Origin of the sequence: Prauserella oleivorans (assembly GCF_042685745.1) — a bacterium.
Taxonomy (GTDB): Bacteria; Actinomycetota; Actinomycetes; order Mycobacteriales; family Pseudonocardiaceae; genus Prauserella_A; species Prauserella_A oleivorans.
The window spans coordinates 157807-173187 of record NZ_JBHUNT010000001.1 but is presented as its reverse complement, the minus strand read 5'-3'; the positions used below and the strand labels follow the sequence as shown (position 1 = coordinate 173187).

The 15381-nt window shown below is 66.8% G+C and carries 26 protein-coding genes; all 26 read left to right on the top strand.

All coding sequences use genetic code 11. The annotated features are described in order from the left end of the window. Positions 1 to 242 precede the first annotated feature (242 nt). The 26 genes from rpsL to ACFSZT_RS00705 all read left to right on the top strand — a co-directional run bounded on the left by rpsL (position 243) and on the right by ACFSZT_RS00705 (position 15283). The gene (rpsL, locus tag ACFSZT_RS00830) at positions 243 to 617 is read left to right on the top strand and encodes a 30S ribosomal protein S12 (protein WP_003102113.1); all 375 of its coding nucleotides are present in this window, start codon (positions 243 to 245) and stop codon (positions 615 to 617) included. Further along, positions 617 to 1087 (top strand): 30S ribosomal protein S7, encoded by a 471-nt coding sequence (rpsG, locus tag ACFSZT_RS00825; RefSeq protein WP_009152373.1) that lies wholly within the window; start codon positions 617 to 619, stop codon positions 1085 to 1087. The genes rpsL and rpsG overlap by 1 nt, the downstream gene beginning before the upstream one ends. 93 nt (positions 1088 to 1180) lie before the next feature. Further along, on the top strand, positions 1181 to 3280 hold the full coding sequence (gene fusA, locus ACFSZT_RS00820; protein ID WP_377387188.1) for an elongation factor G: 2100 nt from the start codon (positions 1181 to 1183) through the stop codon (positions 3278 to 3280). Between the two features lie 126 nt (positions 3281 to 3406). Continuing rightward, on the top strand, positions 3407 to 4600 hold the full coding sequence (gene tuf, locus ACFSZT_RS00815) for an elongation factor Tu (RefSeq protein ID WP_377387186.1): 1194 nt from the start codon (positions 3407 to 3409) through the stop codon (positions 4598 to 4600). Between the two features lie 353 nt (positions 4601 to 4953). Beyond that, the gene (rpsJ, locus tag ACFSZT_RS00810) at positions 4954 to 5259 is read left to right on the top strand and encodes a 30S ribosomal protein S10 (RefSeq protein WP_003883485.1); all 306 of its coding nucleotides are present in this window, start codon (positions 4954 to 4956) and stop codon (positions 5257 to 5259) included. Positions 5260 to 5290: 31 nt separating this feature from the next. Continuing rightward, positions 5291 to 5947, top strand: coding sequence for a 50S ribosomal protein L3 (rplC, locus tag ACFSZT_RS00805; protein ID WP_377387183.1), 657 nt, complete (start codon positions 5291 to 5293; stop codon positions 5945 to 5947). Next, positions 5944 to 6633 (top strand): 50S ribosomal protein L4, encoded by a 690-nt coding sequence (rplD, locus tag ACFSZT_RS00800; protein ID WP_377387180.1) that lies wholly within the window; start codon positions 5944 to 5946, stop codon positions 6631 to 6633. The genes rplC and rplD overlap by 4 nt, the downstream gene beginning before the upstream one ends. After that, positions 6630 to 6941, top strand: coding sequence for a 50S ribosomal protein L23 (gene rplW, locus ACFSZT_RS00795; RefSeq protein ID WP_112276850.1), 312 nt, complete (start codon positions 6630 to 6632; stop codon positions 6939 to 6941). Before rplD ends, rplW begins: the two co-directional genes overlap by 4 nt. Before the next feature lie 14 nt (positions 6942 to 6955). Then, entirely contained in the window at positions 6956 to 7789 is an 834-nt protein-coding gene (gene rplB / locus ACFSZT_RS00790) for a 50S ribosomal protein L2 (RefSeq protein WP_377387177.1), read from the top strand. Between the two features lie 18 nt (positions 7790 to 7807). After that, positions 7808 to 8089 carry a 30S ribosomal protein S19 gene (gene rpsS / locus ACFSZT_RS00785; RefSeq protein ID WP_009152380.1) on the top strand — a complete coding sequence of 94 codons (282 nt, stop codon included), beginning with the start codon at positions 7808 to 7810 and terminating at the stop codon, positions 8087 to 8089. 26 nt (positions 8090 to 8115) lie between these two features. Then, positions 8116 to 8532: a 50S ribosomal protein L22 gene (gene rplV / locus ACFSZT_RS00780; RefSeq protein ID WP_377387173.1), complete on the top strand. Its 417-nt coding sequence runs from the start codon at positions 8116 to 8118 to the stop codon at positions 8530 to 8532. Beyond that, positions 8532 to 9368 carry a 30S ribosomal protein S3 gene (gene rpsC / locus ACFSZT_RS00775; protein ID WP_377387170.1) on the top strand — a complete coding sequence of 279 codons (837 nt, stop codon included), beginning with the start codon at positions 8532 to 8534 and terminating at the stop codon, positions 9366 to 9368. Before rplV ends, rpsC begins: the two co-directional genes overlap by 1 nt. 3 nt (positions 9369 to 9371) lie before the next feature. After that, positions 9372 to 9791 carry a 50S ribosomal protein L16 gene (gene rplP, locus ACFSZT_RS00770; protein ID WP_009152383.1) on the top strand — a complete coding sequence of 140 codons (420 nt, stop codon included), beginning with the start codon at positions 9372 to 9374 and terminating at the stop codon, positions 9789 to 9791. Beyond that, positions 9791 to 10045: a 50S ribosomal protein L29 gene (gene rpmC / locus ACFSZT_RS00765; protein WP_377387166.1), complete on the top strand. Its 255-nt coding sequence runs from the start codon at positions 9791 to 9793 to the stop codon at positions 10043 to 10045. The genes rplP and rpmC overlap by 1 nt, the downstream gene beginning before the upstream one ends. Further along, on the top strand, positions 10042 to 10323 hold the full coding sequence (rpsQ, locus tag ACFSZT_RS00760) for a 30S ribosomal protein S17 (RefSeq protein ID WP_377387163.1): 282 nt from the start codon (positions 10042 to 10044) through the stop codon (positions 10321 to 10323). Before rpmC ends, rpsQ begins: the two co-directional genes overlap by 4 nt. 75 nt (positions 10324 to 10398) lie before the next feature. Continuing rightward, entirely contained in the window at positions 10399 to 10767 is a 369-nt protein-coding gene (gene rplN, locus ACFSZT_RS00755) for a 50S ribosomal protein L14 (protein WP_024876329.1), read from the top strand. Next, positions 10768 to 11082 (top strand): 50S ribosomal protein L24, encoded by a 315-nt coding sequence (gene rplX, locus ACFSZT_RS00750; protein WP_377387159.1) that lies wholly within the window; start codon positions 10768 to 10770, stop codon positions 11080 to 11082. Continuing rightward, positions 11082 to 11651 (top strand): 50S ribosomal protein L5, encoded by a 570-nt coding sequence (rplE, locus tag ACFSZT_RS00745; RefSeq protein ID WP_377387156.1) that lies wholly within the window; start codon positions 11082 to 11084, stop codon positions 11649 to 11651. Before rplX ends, rplE begins: the two co-directional genes overlap by 1 nt. Before the next feature lie 3 nt (positions 11652 to 11654). Then, positions 11655 to 11840: a type Z 30S ribosomal protein S14 gene (locus ACFSZT_RS00740; protein WP_112280230.1), complete on the top strand. Its 186-nt coding sequence runs from the start codon at positions 11655 to 11657 to the stop codon at positions 11838 to 11840. Between the two features lie 74 nt (positions 11841 to 11914). Next, entirely contained in the window at positions 11915 to 12313 is a 399-nt protein-coding gene (rpsH, locus tag ACFSZT_RS00735; protein ID WP_377387152.1) for a 30S ribosomal protein S8, read from the top strand. Positions 12314 to 12329: 16 nt separating this feature from the next. Then, positions 12330 to 12869, top strand: coding sequence for a 50S ribosomal protein L6 (gene rplF / locus ACFSZT_RS00730; protein WP_377387149.1), 540 nt, complete (start codon positions 12330 to 12332; stop codon positions 12867 to 12869). 2 nt (positions 12870 to 12871) lie between these two features. Beyond that, positions 12872 to 13270 (top strand): 50S ribosomal protein L18, encoded by a 399-nt coding sequence (rplR, locus tag ACFSZT_RS00725; RefSeq protein ID WP_377387147.1) that lies wholly within the window; start codon positions 12872 to 12874, stop codon positions 13268 to 13270. A gap of 36 nt (positions 13271 to 13306) precedes the next feature. Next, positions 13307 to 13939 carry a 30S ribosomal protein S5 gene (rpsE, locus tag ACFSZT_RS00720; RefSeq protein ID WP_377387144.1) on the top strand — a complete coding sequence of 211 codons (633 nt, stop codon included), beginning with the start codon at positions 13307 to 13309 and terminating at the stop codon, positions 13937 to 13939. Between the two features lies 1 nt (position 13940). Further along, positions 13941 to 14126: a 50S ribosomal protein L30 gene (gene rpmD, locus ACFSZT_RS00715; RefSeq protein ID WP_377387141.1), complete on the top strand. Its 186-nt coding sequence runs from the start codon at positions 13941 to 13943 to the stop codon at positions 14124 to 14126. Continuing rightward, positions 14123 to 14566, top strand: a complete 444-nt coding sequence (gene rplO, locus ACFSZT_RS00710; RefSeq protein ID WP_377387138.1) for a 50S ribosomal protein L15 — start codon at positions 14123 to 14125, stop codon at positions 14564 to 14566. The genes rpmD and rplO overlap by 4 nt, the downstream gene beginning before the upstream one ends. Positions 14567 to 14650: 84 nt before the next feature. Continuing rightward, on the top strand, positions 14651 to 15283 hold the full coding sequence (locus ACFSZT_RS00705) for a LysE family translocator (RefSeq protein ID WP_377387136.1): 633 nt from the start codon (positions 14651 to 14653) through the stop codon (positions 15281 to 15283). Positions 15284 to 15381 lie beyond the last annotated feature (98 nt).

Here is a 15381-nt window from a genome sequence, read left to right as displayed (position 1 = left end):
GACATGGGCGGGTATCTTTGACATCCGTGCCCGGCTCGCTGCTGGGCTGCTCCGTGCGCCGATGCGCCCACGGGCCGAGTCATCGTGCTCGGGTCTGGGTAATCGGCAAGTCGGAGTTCCGGAAATCCCGAGGGGAAGTTAACGGATCTTTGATCCTGACGCGGGCCGACACGCCCGACCGCGGGGACCGGGGAAACAACGTAGAGCTGTATAGCTGAAGGACGCGACAGAAAGCTGGTCCATTGCCCACGATCCAGCAGCTGGTCCGCAAGGGCCGCCAGGACAAGGCTGCCAAGCAGAAGACCGCGGCGCTCAAGGGGAGCCCGCAGCGGCGCGGCGTGTGCACCCGCGTGTACACCACCACACCCAAGAAGCCGAACTCGGCGCTGCGCAAGGTCGCGCGTGTGAAGCTGACCAGTGGCATCGAGGTCACGGCCTACATTCCCGGTGAGGGTCACAACCTCCAGGAGCACTCGATGGTGCTCGTGCGTGGCGGTCGTGTGAAGGACCTGCCGGGTGTTCGCTACAAGATCATCCGCGGTTCGCTCGATACGCAGGGCGTGAAGAACCGCAAGCAGGCGCGCAGTCGGTACGGCGCGAAGAAGGAGAAGAGCTAATGCCCCGCAAGGGTCCGGCCCCGAAGCGGCCGCTGATCGCTGACCCCGTCTACGCATCGCCGCTCGTCACCCAGCTGGTGAACAAGGTTCTGACGGACGGCAAGCGCTCGCTGGCCGAGCGCATTGTGTACGGCGCTCTGGAAGGCGCTCGCGAGAAGACCGGTACCGACCCGGTCGTCACGCTGAAGCGCGCGCTCGACAACGTGCGGCCCACCCTCGAGGTGAAGAGCCGCCGGGTCGGTGGTGCCACCTACCAGGTGCCGATCGAGGTCAAGCCCGGTCGCTCGACCACCCTTGCGCTGCGCTGGATCGTGACCTTCGCGCGGCAGCGTCGCGAGAAGACCATGATCGAGCGCCTGCAGAACGAGCTGCTCGACGCGAGCAACGGCCTCGGGGCCAGCGTGAAGCGCCGCGAGGACACCCACAAGATGGCCGAGTCCAACAAGGCTTTCGCCCACTACCGCTGGTGAGCCTGACACCGCAGTGAACCGTAGAACACGGTCGCCCGGTCCGCTTGATCGCGCCAATGCCGGGTTCCACGTTTGAGACAGGGGAACATTCAAGTGGCACGTGACGTGCTGACCGACCTGAACAAGGTCCGCAACATCGGCATCATGGCCCACATCGACGCCGGTAAGACCACCACGACCGAGCGGATCCTGTTCTACACCGGGATCAACTACAAGATCGGCGAGGTGCACGACGGCGCCGCGACGATGGACTGGATGGAGGAGGAGCAGAAGCGGGGTATCACCATCACCTCGGCTGCTACCACCACCTTCTGGAACGACTACCAGATCAACATCATCGACACACCCGGCCACGTCGACTTCACCGTCGAGGTGGAGCGTTCGCTGCGTGTGCTCGACGGTGCGGTCGCCGTCTTCGACGGCAAGGAAGGCGTCGAGCCCCAGTCCGAGCAGGTCTGGCGGCAGGCCGACAAGTACGAGGTCCCGCGCATCTGCTTCGTCAACAAGATGGACAAGCTCGGTGCGGACTTCTACTTCACCGTGAAGACCATCGAGGATCGGCTGGGTGCCCGTCCGCTCGTGGTGCAGCTGCCGATCGGTGCGGAGAGCGACTTCCAGGGCGTCGTCGACCTGGTCCGCATGAAGGCGCTGACCTGGCGCGGTGACGTCAAGAAGGGCGAGGACTACGAGGTCGAGGACATCCCGGCCGACCTCGCCGACAAGGCCGCCGAGTACCGCGAGAAGCTCATCGAGGCCGTTGCCGAGTCGGACGACGAGCTGATGGAGAAGTACTTCGGTGGCGAGGAGCTCACCGAGGACGAGATCAAGAACGGCATCCGCAAGCTCACCATCGCGCGTGAGGCCTACCCGGTGCTGTGCGGCTCGGCGTTCAAGAACAAGGGCGTGCAGCCCATGCTCGACGCGGTCATCGACTTCCTCCCGTCGCCGGTGGACGTCCCGCCGGTCGAGGGTCTGCTGCCCGACGGCGAGACCAAGGCATCGCGGAAGCCGTCGATCGACGAGCCGTTCGCGGCGCTGGTGTCGAAGATCGCCGTGCACCCGTTCTTCGGCAAGCTGACCTACATCCGCGTCTACTCGGGCAAGGTCTCCTCGGGCGCCCAGGTCGTCAACGCGACCAAGGAGCGCAAGGAGCGCATCGGCAAGCTCTTCCAGATGCACTCCAACAAGGAGAACCCGGTCGACGAGGCGCAGGCCGGTCACATCTACGCGGTCCAGGGCCTGAAGGACACCACCACCGGTGACACCCTGGCGGACCCGCAGAACCCGATCGTCCTGGAGTCGATGACCTTCCCCGAGCCGGTCATCAAGGTCGCCATCGAGCCGAAGACCAAGGCCGACCAGGAGAAGCTCTCGACCGCCATCCAGAAGCTCGCGGAGGAGGACCCGACCTTCCGGGTCAGCCAGGACGAGGAGACCGGGCAGACGATCATCGAGGGCATGGGCGAGCTCCACCTCGAGGTTCTCGTCAACCGGATGAAGTCCGACTTCAAGGTCGAGGCGAACATCGGTAAGCCGCAGGTCGCCTACCGCGAGACCATCCGGCGGACGGTCGAGAAGTACGAGTACACCCACAAGAAGCAGACCGGTGGCTCCGGTCAGTTCGCGAGGGTGATCATCAAGCTGGAGCCGCTGACCACCGGCGATGGCGCCCTCTACGAGTTCGACAACCAGGTGACCGGTGGCCGCGTGCCGCGGGAGTACATCCCGTCGGTCGACGCGGGCGCGCAGGACGCCATGCAGTACGGCGTCCTGGCCGGCTACCCGCTCGTCGGGTTGAAGCTCACCTTGTTGGACGGTGCGTACCACGAGGTCGACTCTTCGGAGATGGCCTTCAAGGTCGCCGGTTCGATGGCGCTGAAGGAAGCCGCGAAGCAGGCGAACCCGGTACTGCTGGAACCGATGATGGCCGTCGAGGTGACCACACCCGAGGAGTACATGGGTGACGTCATCGGTGACTTGAACTCCCGCCGTGGCCAGATCCAGGCCATGGAGGAGCGGTCTGGCACGCGTGTCGTGAAGGCGCTCGTGCCGCTGTCGGAGATGTTCGGGTACGTGGGCGACCTGCGGTCGAAGACCCAGGGCCGCGCCAACTACACGATGGTCTTCGACTCCTACGCGGAGGTTCCGACGAACGTCGCGAAGGAGATCATCGCGAAAGCGACGGGGGAGTAACTCTCCACCAGCACCCAACGCGGGCGCGACAGGGGCCTCCCCCTAAGGTCCGCACAACCGACCAGATCGAGTCGCAATCGGCAGCCACGCCGGGAGCGAGCAAGTAAAGTCCAGGAGGACATTCCAGTGGCGAAGGCGAAGTTCGAGCGGAGCAAGCCGCACGTCAACATCGGGACCATTGGTCACGTCGACCACGGCAAGACCACGCTGACCGCGGCGATCACCAAGGTTCTCCACGACAAGTACCCCGAGCTCAACCAGTCGCGTGCGTTCGACCAGATCGACAACGCGCCTGAGGAGAAGCAGCGCGGTATCACGATCAACATCTCGCACGTCGAGTACCAGACCGAGAAGCGTCACTACGCGCACGTCGACGCTCCCGGCCACGCCGACTACATCAAGAACATGATCACCGGTGCGGCCCAGATGGACGGCGCGATCCTCGTGGTCGCGGCGACCGACGGCCCGATGCCGCAGACGCGTGAGCACGTGCTGCTCGCCCGTCAGGTCGGCGTTCCGTACATCGTCGTGGCGCTGAACAAGGCCGACATGGTCGACGACGAGGAGATCCTCGAGCTCGTCGAGATGGAGGTCCGCGAGCTGCTCAGCTCGCAGGAGTTCCCCGGCGACGACGCCCCGGTGGTCAAGGTCTCCGGCCTCAAGGCCCTCGAGGGCGACGAGAAGTGGGCGCAGAGCGTGCTCGAGCTCATGGACGCGGTCGACGAGTCGATCCCGGACCCGGAGCGCGAGATCGACAAGCCGTTCCTGATGCCGATCGAGGACGTCTTCACGATCACCGGTCGCGGTACGGTCGTCACCGGCCGTATCGAGCGCGGCGAGATCAAGCTGAACGAAGAGGTCGAGATCGTCGGTATCCGGCCCGAGTCCCGCAAGACCACGGTCACCAGCATCGAGATGTTCAACAAGATGCTGGACTACGGCCAGGCCGGTGACAACGCCGCCCTGCTGCTTCGTGGTATCAAGCGAGAGGACGTCGAGCGCGGCCAGGTCGTGACGAAGCCCGGCACCACCACCCCGCACACCGAGTTCGAGGGCTCGGTGTACATCCTCTCCAAGGACGAGGGTGGCCGGCACACGCCGTTCTTCAACAACTACCGTCCGCAGTTCTACTTCCGGACCACCGACGTGACCGGTGTCGTCACCCTTCCCGAGGGCACCGAGATGGTCATGCCGGGCGACAACACCGAGATCTCGGTGAAGCTGATCCAGCCGATCGCCATGGACGAGGGTCTGCGGTTCGCCATCCGTGAGGGTGGCCGCACCGTCGGCGCCGGCCAGGTCACCAAGATCATCAAGTAATAAGCACCCCCGGGTGCGGGAGCCATATTTCGATATGGCATCCTATTAAGGTTGCTCGACGCGGGGCGGCCGATTCTGTAGGAATCAAACCGAAAAGAATCGGCCGCCCCGGCGTGAGTGTCCTGGGCTTGCGGCTTTCGTGAGTCAGGAGATGCCGGCCTCGGCTGGCGCTCCAAGCAGAAGAAGACCTACGGCACGACAACGATCCTGCGGGATCAGTCTGCGCGATGGGCGCGACACGCCCGACCGCGTGGACCGGAGACCAGGCCGTTGACGTGCGAGAACCGGCGCGCAGTGTTTGCTGACTGTCGGTTTGAGACAAGCGGCACGAGACGAAGGAACGAGCTGCCACCATGGCGGGACAGAAGATCCGCATCCGGCTCAAGGCCTACGACCACGAGGCGATCGACGCCAGCGCACGGAAGATCGTCGAGACGGTCACGCGCACCGGCGCCTCCGTGGTGGGGCCGGTGCCGCTGCCCACCGAGAAGAACGTTTACTGCGTCATCCGCTCGCCGCACAAGTACAAGGACTCGCGCGAGCACTTCGAGATGCGCACGCACAAGCGGCTGATCGACATCCTCGACCCGACGCCGAAGACGGTCGACGCGCTCATGCGCATCGACCTGCCGGCCAGTGTCGACGTGAACATCCAGTAAGCGTTGGGCGAGCGGCGGAGATAAGAGACTCATGTCTGACAGGCAAGTGAAGGGCATTCTGGGCACCAAGCTCGGCATGACGCAGGTCTTCGACGAGAACAACCGGGTCGTCCCGGTGACCGTCGTGCAGGCCGGGCCGAACGTGGTGACCCAGGTGCGCAACAAGGAGAAGGACGGCTACTCGGCCGTGCAGCTGGCCTTCGGTGCCGTGGACCCTCGCCGGGTCAACAAGCCGAAGACCGGGCACTTCGAGAAGGCCGGCGTCACGCCGCGGCGCTTCGTCGCCGAGCTGCGGACCACCGACGCCGACTCCTACGAGGTCGGCCAGGAGATCACGGCCGACGTGTTCGAGTCGGGCGCAGTCGTGGACGTCACCGGCACCACGAAGGGCAAGGGCTACGCCGGCGTCATGAAGCGGCACGGCTTCAAGGGCCAGGGCGCCAGCCACGGTAACCAGGCCAAGCACCGCGCTCCGGGCTCGATCGGTGGCTGCGCCACTCCGGGTCGCGTGTTCAAGGGTGTGCGCATGGCCGGCCGCATGGGCAACAACCGGGTCACCACGCAGGGCCTCCGGGTGCACGCGGTGCGCCCCGAGGACGGCCTGCTGCTGATCAAGGGTGCGGTTCCCGGTCCCAAGGGCGGCCTGATCTTCGTCCGCAGCGCCGCGAAGGGTGGTGTGACCGCATGACCGCGACGGTCGAGGTGAAGACCCCGGCAGGCCAGGCCGAAGGCTCGGTCGAGCTGCCCGAGGAGATCTTCGACGTCCAGGCGAACATCCCGCTGATGCACCAGGTCGTGGTGGCCCAGCTGGCCGCCGCTCGCCAGGGCACGCACGACACCAAGACCCGCGGCGAGGTCCGCGGTGGTGGCCGCAAGCCGTACCGGCAGAAGGGCACCGGCCGCGCCCGCCAGGGTTCGGTCCGTGCGCCGCAGTTCGCAGGCGGTGGCACCGTGCACGGCCCTACACCGCGCGACTACACGCAGCGCACCCCGAAGAAGATGAAGGCCGCTGCTCTGCGTGGCGCCCTCTCGGACCGCGCTCGCGCGGGTCAGGTGCACGTGGTGACCAGCCTGGTGACCGGCGAGAAGCCGTCCACCAAGGACGCCAAGCAGGCGCTCGCCGCGGTGACGCAGGCCAAGCGCATCCTGGTGGTGCTGCACCGGGACGAGGAGCTGAGCTGGCTGTCCGCCCGCAACCTCTCCTACGTCCACCTGATCACGCCCGACCAGCTCAACACCTACGACGTGCTGGTCAACGACGACGTGGTCTTCACCAAGGCGGCGTTCGACGCTTTCCTGGCCGGCCCCGCGAAGGGCAAGGGCGCGAAGGCTTCCGCGACGTCGAGCGAGGCCGAAGGGAGTGACGAGCAGTGAGCTCTGTGGCCATCCCGGACCCGCGCGACATCCTGATCGCGCCGGTGATCTCCGAGAAGTCCTACGGGCTGCTCGAGGACCACAAGTACACGTTCCTGGTCCGGCCTGACGCCAACAAGACGCAGATCAAGGTCGCGGTCGAGAAGGTGTTCGGCGTCAAGGTGATCAGCGTGAACACGATCAACCGGCCGGGCAAGCGTAAGCGCACCCGCTACGGCTTCGGCAAGCGCAAGGACACCAAGCGCGCCATCGTCACGCTGTCGGCCGAGAGCAAGCCGATCGAGATCTTCGGCGGACCAGCCGCGTAAGGGACTGAGAAGACATGGGCATCCGCAAGTACAAGCCGACAACGCCGGGCCGGCGTGGGTCGAGCGTCGCCGACTTCGCCGAGATCACCCGGTCGACGCCGGAGAAGTCGCTGCTCGCTCCGCTGAGCAAGTCCGGCGGCCGCAACTCGTCCGGCAAGATCACCACCCGGCACAAGGGTGGTGGCCACAAGCGTGCGTACCGGATCATCGACTTCCGGCGTAACGACAAGGACGGCGTGCCGGCCAAGGTCGCTCACATCGAGTACGACCCGAACCGCTCGGCCCGCATCGCACTGCTGCACTACGCCGACGGCGAGAAGCGCTACATCATCGCGCCGGACAAGCTGAAGCAGGGCGACCGGGTGGAGAGCGGCCCGAGCGCCGACATCAAGCCGGGCAACAACCTGCCGCTGCGCAACATCCCGGTCGGCACCGTGATCCACGCGATCGAGCTCCGCCCCGGTGGCGGCGCGAAGATCGCGCGGTCCGCCGGCGCTCGCGTGCAGCTCGTCGCCAAGGACGGCCCGTACGCCCAGCTGCGGATGCCCTCGGGCGAAATCCGCAACGTGGACGTGCGCAACCGCGCCACTGTCGGTGAGGTCGGCAACTCCGACCACTCCAACATCAGCTGGGGCAAGGCAGGCCGGAACCGCTGGCGGGGCAAGCGCCCGACCGTCCGTGGTGTCGTCATGAACCCGGTCGACCACCCGCACGGTGGTGGTGAGGGCAAGACGTCCGGTGGTCGTCACCCGGTGAACCCGAACGGTAAGCCGGAGGGCCGCACCCGCCGTCGCAAGCCGAGCGACCAGTTGATCGTCCGCCGCCGGCGCACCGGCAAGAAGCGCTGAGCAGGGAGGTAGAAGAACATGCCGCGCAGCCTGAAAAAGGGCCCGTTCGTGGACGACCACCTGCTCAAGAAGGTGGACGCGCTCAACGAGTCGGGCAAGAAGACCGTGATCAAGACCTGGTCCCGCCGGTCCACGATCATCCCGGACATGCTCGGGCACACCATCGCGGTCCACGACGGCCGCAAGCACGTCCCGGTGTTCGTCACCGAGGCCATGGTGGGCCACAAGCTGGGCGAGTTCGCCCCGACGCGGACCTTCAAGGGCCACGTCAAGGATGACCGCAAGTCGCGTCGCCGCTGAGCGCGCACCGAGAAGAGGAAGTAACGATGAACGCGCGTAACGACGCGGTAGCCGAGCAGGAGACCCTGCCGACGGCTTTCGCTCGGGCTCGCTTCGTCCGGGACTCGCCGACCAAGGTGCGCCGGGTGATCGAGCTGATCAAGGGCCGCAACGCCAACGAGGCCCTTGCCATCCTGAGGTTCTCGCCGCAGGCCGCCGCGGGCCCGCTCGCGAAGGTGCTCGCCAGCGCGATGGCCAACGCCGAGAACAACCTGGACCTGGACCCCGACACGCTGTGGGTCAAGAACGCCTACGCCGACGAGGGCCCGACCCTCAAGCGCATCCGGCCGCGCGCGCAGGGTCGCGCCTACCGGATCCGTAAGCGGACCAGCCACATCACCGTCGAGGTCGAGTCGCGGCCGGAAGCCAAGACGAAGAGCAAGAAGAAGGCAGGTGGCCGGTAGTGGGCCAGAAAATCAACCCGCACGGCTTCCGGCTCGGGATCACCACGGACTGGAAGTCGCGCTGGTACGCCGACAAGCAGTACTCGGAGTACGTCGCCGAGGACGTGAAGATCCGCAAGCTCCTGTCCACGGGCATGGAGCGGGCCGGCATCTCCAAGGTGGAGATCGAGCGCACCCGGGACCGGGTTCGCGTCGACATCCACACCGCGCGGCCGGGCATCGTGATCGGCCGCCGCGGAGCCGAGGCCGACCGCATCCGCGGCGCGCTGGAGAAGCTGACCGGTAAGCAGGTGCAGCTGAACATCCTCGAGGTGAAGAACTCCGAGGCCGACGCCCAGCTCGTCGCGCAGGGTGTCGCGGAGCAGCTGTCCAACCGCGTCGCGTTCCGCCGCGCCATGCGCAAGGCCATCCAGACGTCCATGCGTTCGCCGCAGGTCAAGGGCATCCGCGTGCAGTGCAGCGGCCGTCTCGGCGGTGCCGAGATGTCCCGCTCCGAGCACTACCGCGACGGCCGGGTCCCGCTGCACACGCTGCGTGCCGACATCGACTACGGCTTCTTCGAGGCCAAGACGACGTTCGGCCGCATCGGCGTGAAGGTGTGGATCTACAAGGGCGACCTCGTCGGTGGTCTCAAGGCCAAGGCTGAGCGTGACGCCGCCGCGGCGGCCGAGCGCGCGCCGCGCCGCGAGCGTCCGTCCCGCCGCCGGTCGGGTGCGTCGGGCACCACGCCGACGTCGACCGAGGCCGGTCGCGCCGCGAAGGCCGACACAGACGTCGCGACCAGCAAGGCCCCCGAGACGGCCACGCCGGACGCAGCAGAGAAGACGGAGGGCTGAGGCGTGCTCATCCCACGCAAGGTCAAGCACCGCAAGCAGCACTCGCCGAAGCGGTCCGGCGCCGCGAAGGGCGGCACGAAGGTCAACTTCGGTGAGTACGGCATCCAGGCGCTCGAGCACAGCTACGTGACCAACCGGCAGATCGAGTCCGCTCGTATCGCCATGACGCGCCACATCAAGCGTGGCGGGAAGATCTGGATCAACATCTTCCCGGACCGCCCGCTCACGAAGAAGCCCGCCGAAACCCGCATGGGTTCCGGTAAGGGTTCGCCCGAGTGGTGGGTGGCCAACGTCAAGCCCGGCCGCGTGATGTTCGAGATGAGCTTCCCGAACGAGGCGGTGGCGCGCGAGGCCCTGCGCCGCGCGATCCACAAGCTGCCGATGAAGTGCAGGATCGTGACCCGCGAAGGTGGTGAGTTCTGATGGCGAAGGCTGCAGGTGTTGCGGCGTCAGAACTTCGTGAGCTCACTGCGGAAGAGCTCGTGTTGCGCCTGAAGGAGGCCAAGGAGGAGCTGTTCAACCTCCGCTTCCAGATGGCGACCGGCCAGCTCGACAACAACCGCAGGCTGCGCACGGTCCGCGCGGACATCGCGCGCATCTACACGGTGATGCGCGAGCGCGAGCTCGGCCTCTCGGTCGCGCCTGACGAGACTGACGAGAGTGAAGGTGCCGCATGAGCGAGCCGGTGCAGAAGGCTGACTCCGGTCGGAACTACCGCAAGGTCCGGGAGGGCCTGGTCGTCTCCGACAAGATGGACAAGACGATTGTCGTGGAGCTTGAGGACCGCAAGAAGCACCCGCTGTACGGCAAGGTGATGCGCTCCACCAAGAAGGTGAAGGCGCATGACGAGCAGAACACGGCCGGCGTGGGCGACCGCGTCATCGTGATGGAGACCCGGCCGCTGTCGGCCACCAAGCGGTGGCGACTGGTCGAGATCCGCGAGAAGGCCAAGTAATCAGGGGGCTACCCGCCTCATTCGTTCCGCCAGGCTCGGCCAGCTCGAGAACCGGCGCGACATACAGGAGTTGACGTGATCCAGCAGGAGTCGCGACTGCGAGTCGCCGACAACACGGGTGCCAAGGAGATCCTGACCATCCGCGTGCTCGGTGGCTCGGGGCGGCGCTACGCGGGCATCGGCGACATCATCGTCGCCACCGTCAAGGACGCCATCCCGGGCGCCAACGTGAAGCGTGGTGACGTGGTCAAGGCCGTCATCGTCCGCACGGTGAAGGAGAAGCGTCGCCCTGACGGCTCCTACATCCGTTTCGACGAGAACGCCGCGGTGCTCATCAAGAACGACAACGAGCCGCGAGGCACCCGCATCTTCGGACCGGTCGGCCGCGAGCTGCGCGACCGCAAGTTCATGAAGATCATCTCGCTGGCGCCGGAGGTGCTCTAGATGAAGGTGAAGAAGGGCGACACCGTTCTCGTCATCGCCGGCAAGGACAAGGGCGCGAAGGGCAAGGTCATCCAGGCCTACCCGGACCGTCAGCGCGTCCTCGTCGAGGGCGTGAACCGGATCAAGAAGCACACCCGGATCACCCAGACGCAGCGTGGTGCGCAGTCCGGCGGCATCGTCACCCAGGAAGCCCCGATCCACGTCTCGAACGTGATGGTCGTGGACTCCGACGGCAAGCCGACCCGGGTGGGCTACCGCATCGGCGAGGACGGCAAGAAGGTTCGTATCTCGCGTAGGACGGGCAAGGACATCTGATGACCACCGCAGAGACAACGTACCCGACGCCGCGGTTGAAGACCCGGTACCGCGAGGAGATCGCCGGCCAGCTGCGCGAGGAGTTCGGCTACACCAACCCGCACCAGATCCCCGGTGTGGTGAAGGTCGTCGTGAACATGGGTGTCGGTGACGCCGCTCGCGACAGCAAGCTCATCGAGGGCGCCGTGCGCGACCTGGCCACCATCACCGGGCAGAAGCCCGAGGTGCGCCGGGCCCGCAAGTCCATCGCGCAGTTCAAGCTGCGCGAGGGCCAGCCCATCGGCGCGCGGGTGACGCTGCGCGGCGACCGTATGTGGGAGTTCCTCGACCGGCTGCTGACCATCGCGCTGCCGCGTATCCGTGACTTCCGCGGTCTGTCGGCCAAGCAGTTCGACGGCAACGGCAACTACACGTTCGGCCTGTCCGAGCAGTCGATGTTCCACGAGATCAACCCGGACTCCATCGACCGCCCGCGCGGCATGGACGTCACGGTCGTCACGACCGCCACCACCGACGACGAGGGCCGTGCACTGCTCCGCAAGCTCGGCTTCCCGTTCAAGGAGAACTGAGCAATGGCCAAGAAAGCTCTGATCGCCAAGGCCGCCCGGAAGCCGAAGTTCAAGGTGCGTGCCTACACCCGTTGCCAGCGCTGCGGCCGGCCGCACTCGGTCTACCGCAAGTTCGGCTTGTGCCGCATCTGCCTGCGGGAGATGGCGCACGCGGGCCAGCTTCCCGGCGTGAACAAGTCCAGCTGGTGAAGGCTTCCAATCACTCCCACTTCGCCACAGGCCCCACCTCGGGGAACCAGGGCGAGAAAGGTTGACAGGTCACCATGACGATGACCGACCCCATCGCAGACTTCCTGACACGTCTGCGTAACGCGAACTCGGCGTACCACGACGAGGTCGTGCTTCCCCACTCGAAGATCAAGGCGAACATCGCCGACATCCTCAAGCGCGAGGGCTACATCGCGGACTACCGCACCGAGCCCGGTGAGAAGCACAAGAACCTGGTCGTCGAGCTCAAGTACGGCCCGAACCGTGAGCGCAGCATCGCCGGACTGCGGCGGGTGTCGAAGCCCGGCCTGCGCGTGTACGCAAAATCGACCAACCTGCCGAAGGTTCTCGGCGGCCTCGGCGTCGCGATCATCTCGACGTCGTCCGGCCTCCAGACCGACCGGCAGGCCATGCGCAACGGCGTGGGCGGCGAAGTCCTCGCCTACGTTTGGTGAGGAGGGGGACTTAGGCATGTCACGCATCGGAAAGCTGCCGATCACCGTCCCCTCCGGGGTTGAGGTGACCATCGACGGGCAGCACGTCACCGTCAAGGGACCGAAGGGCACTCTCGAGCACACGGTTCCCGAGCCGATCACCGTCGAGCGCGACGAGGACGGCGCTCTGCTCGTGAAGCGGCCGGACGACGAGCGCGAGAGCCGCGCGCTGCACGGCCTCACGCGCACGCTGGTGAACAACCTGGTCGTGGGCGTCACCGACGGCTACGAGAAGAAGATGGAGATCCACGGGGTCGGTTACCGCGTGCAGGCCAAGGGCTCGGACCTCGAGTTCGCCCTCGGCTACAGCCACCCGGTGCTGATCAAGGCTCCGGAGGGCATCACCTTCAAGGTGGAGAGCCCGACGAAGTTCTCGGTGTCCGGCATCGACAAGCAGAAGGTCGGCCAGACCGCGGCGGTCATCCGCAAGCTGCGTCGTCCGGACCCCTACAAGGGCAAGGGCTTGCGCTACGAGGGCGAGCGCATCCGTCGCAAGGTCGGAAAGACGGGTAAGTGATCATGAGCGAAACGGTGACCAAGCGCAAGCCGGTCGGCAAGGACATCTCGACCCGCCGTCGCGCTGGCAAGGTTCGTCGGCACGCCCGGCTGCGCAAGAAGATCCACGGCACCGCGGAGCGGCCGCGGATGTCGGTGAAGCGGTCGTCCCGGCACATCCACGTCCAGCTGATCGACGACGTCGCGGGCCACACGCTGGCCGCGGCCTCGACGCTGGAGGCGGACGTCCAGGCCGTCGAGGGCGACAAGAAGGCCAAGGCCGCCAAGGTCGGCGAGCTGGTGGCGGCCCGCGCCAAGAACGCGGGCATCTCCAAGGCGGTGTTCGACCGGGGTGGCAACGCCTACCACGGCCGGATCGCCGCACTGGCCGATGCCGCCCGCGAGGCGGGGTTGGAGTTCTAGGACAGTGAACATTCTCGAGAACGGAAGGAACGCCTGATGCCGGGACGTACGCGGCAATCCGGCGGCCAGGGCGGACCCGGCGACCGCGAGCGCGGTGGCGGCCGGGACCGCAGGGACCGTCGTGACGGTGGCCGTGGCGGGGCGGCCCAGGACAAGACCCCGCACCTCGAGCGCGTCGTAGCGATCAACCGCGTGGCCAAGGTCGTCAAGGGTGGTCGTCGCTTCAGCTTCACCGCTCTGGTCGTCGTCGGCGACGGTGACGGTCAGGTCGGCGTCGGCTACGGCAAGGCCAAGGAGGTGCCCGCGGCGATCGCCAAGGGCGTCGAGGAGGCGAAGAAGAACTTCTTCCGCGTGCCTCGGATCGCCGGCACCATCCCGCACCCGGTGCAGGGTGAGGAGGCCGCCGGTGTGGTGCTGCTGCGCCCGGCCAGCCCCGGTACCGGTGTCATCGCCGGTGGCCCGGTGCGTGCGGTGCTGGAGTGCGCGGGCGTGCACGACGTGCTGTCGAAGTCGCTGGGCAGCGACAACGCCATCAACATCGTGCACGCGACCGTGCGGGCGCTGAAGGACCTGCAGCGTCCCGAGGAGGTCGCGGCTCGCCGTGGCCTGCCGCTCGAGGATGTCGCGCCGGCCAGGATGCTGCGCCAGCGTGCGGGGCAGGAGGTCTGAGATGGCTCAGCTGAAGGTCACCCAGATCAAGAGCACGATCGGCACCAAACAGAACCACCGGGCCTCGCTGCGGACCCTCGGGCTGCGGAAGATCCGGCAGTCCGTCGTTCGTGAGGACACTCCGCAGGTTCGGGGTCTGATCCACACGGTGCGGCACCTGGTGGAAGTGGAGGAGGTCAAGTCATGACCATCAAGATCCACCACTTGCGGCCCGCGCCGGGGTCGAAGCAGGACAAGATCCGCGTCGGCCGTGGTGAGGGCTCCAAGGGTAAGACCGCCGGTCGCGGCACGAAGGGCACCAAGGCCCGGAAGAACGTGCCCGCCGGCTTCGAGGGTGGGCAGATGCCCATCCACATGCGGCTGCCGAAGCTGCGTGGCTTCAAGAACCGCTTCCGCACCGAGTACCAGCCGGTGAACGTGGGCGACATCGCTCGCGTGTTCGCCGACGGTGGCAAGGTCGGCAAGGAGGAGCTCGTCGCCCGTGGCCTGGTCCGCAAGGGCAAGCTCGTGAAGGTGCTCGGCAACGGCGAGGTCGAGGGCGTCAAGCTCGAGGTCACGGCCGACGCCTTCTCGAAGAGCGCGAAGGAGAAGCTCGAAGCCGCTGGTGGCAGCGCCACCACGCTCTGAGCCCGCTCGAACGGCTGAAACGGCCCGCCCGGCTATTTGCCGGGCGGGCCGTTTTCCGTTTGCGGCCCCGGTTACGTTCGAGGCGTGGCCTGGCTACTCGTGTTCTTCGGTGCCGCGCTGCTCATCGCGTTGACACCCGGTGCGAACAACCTGCTCGGCCTGCACCACGGAATGCGTCACGGCCTCGGCAAGGCGCTCGCCGGGCTCGGGGGCAGGCTTGCCGCGTTCGTGCTCATGATCGCCGCCGTCGCGGCCGGTCTCGGGCAGGTGCTGGCGGCATCCGAGGTGGCGTTCACGATCGTCAAGTGGGTCGGCGTCGCCTATCTGGCGTGGCTCGGTGGTGGCCTGCTCGTCAGCACGTTCCGGCATGGCACACGTCTGCGGCTGCCCCACGGGGAGGCGAACGCGTCCCTGCCGGTGTGGCCGGTGGTGCGCAAGGAGTTCCTGGTCGCGATCACCAACCCCAAAGCGGTCCTCATCTTCACGGCGTTCGTGCCGCAGTTCGTCGATGCCGGCCACGGCCCGGTGGGCTGGCAGGTGGCGGTGCTCGGCGCGGTGTACCTGTTGGCCGAGTTCCTCGCGGGCACCGTATATGTCGGTGCCGGCGCGGTGGCGCGGGCAGCCAGCCTTTCCGCGCGGGCGCGGCGTAACGTCGACCGCGGTACCGGGATCGTGCTGCTCGGGCTGGCGGGCGCACTCGCGACCTCGGCCGGCTGAGGCGTTAGCCCGCACTACCTGCGGGCACTACCACAGGGCCTGTTAGAGTCGACGACACGCTTCGGTCTCGTGTGCTCCGGAGCGCTTCTGGCTTGCCC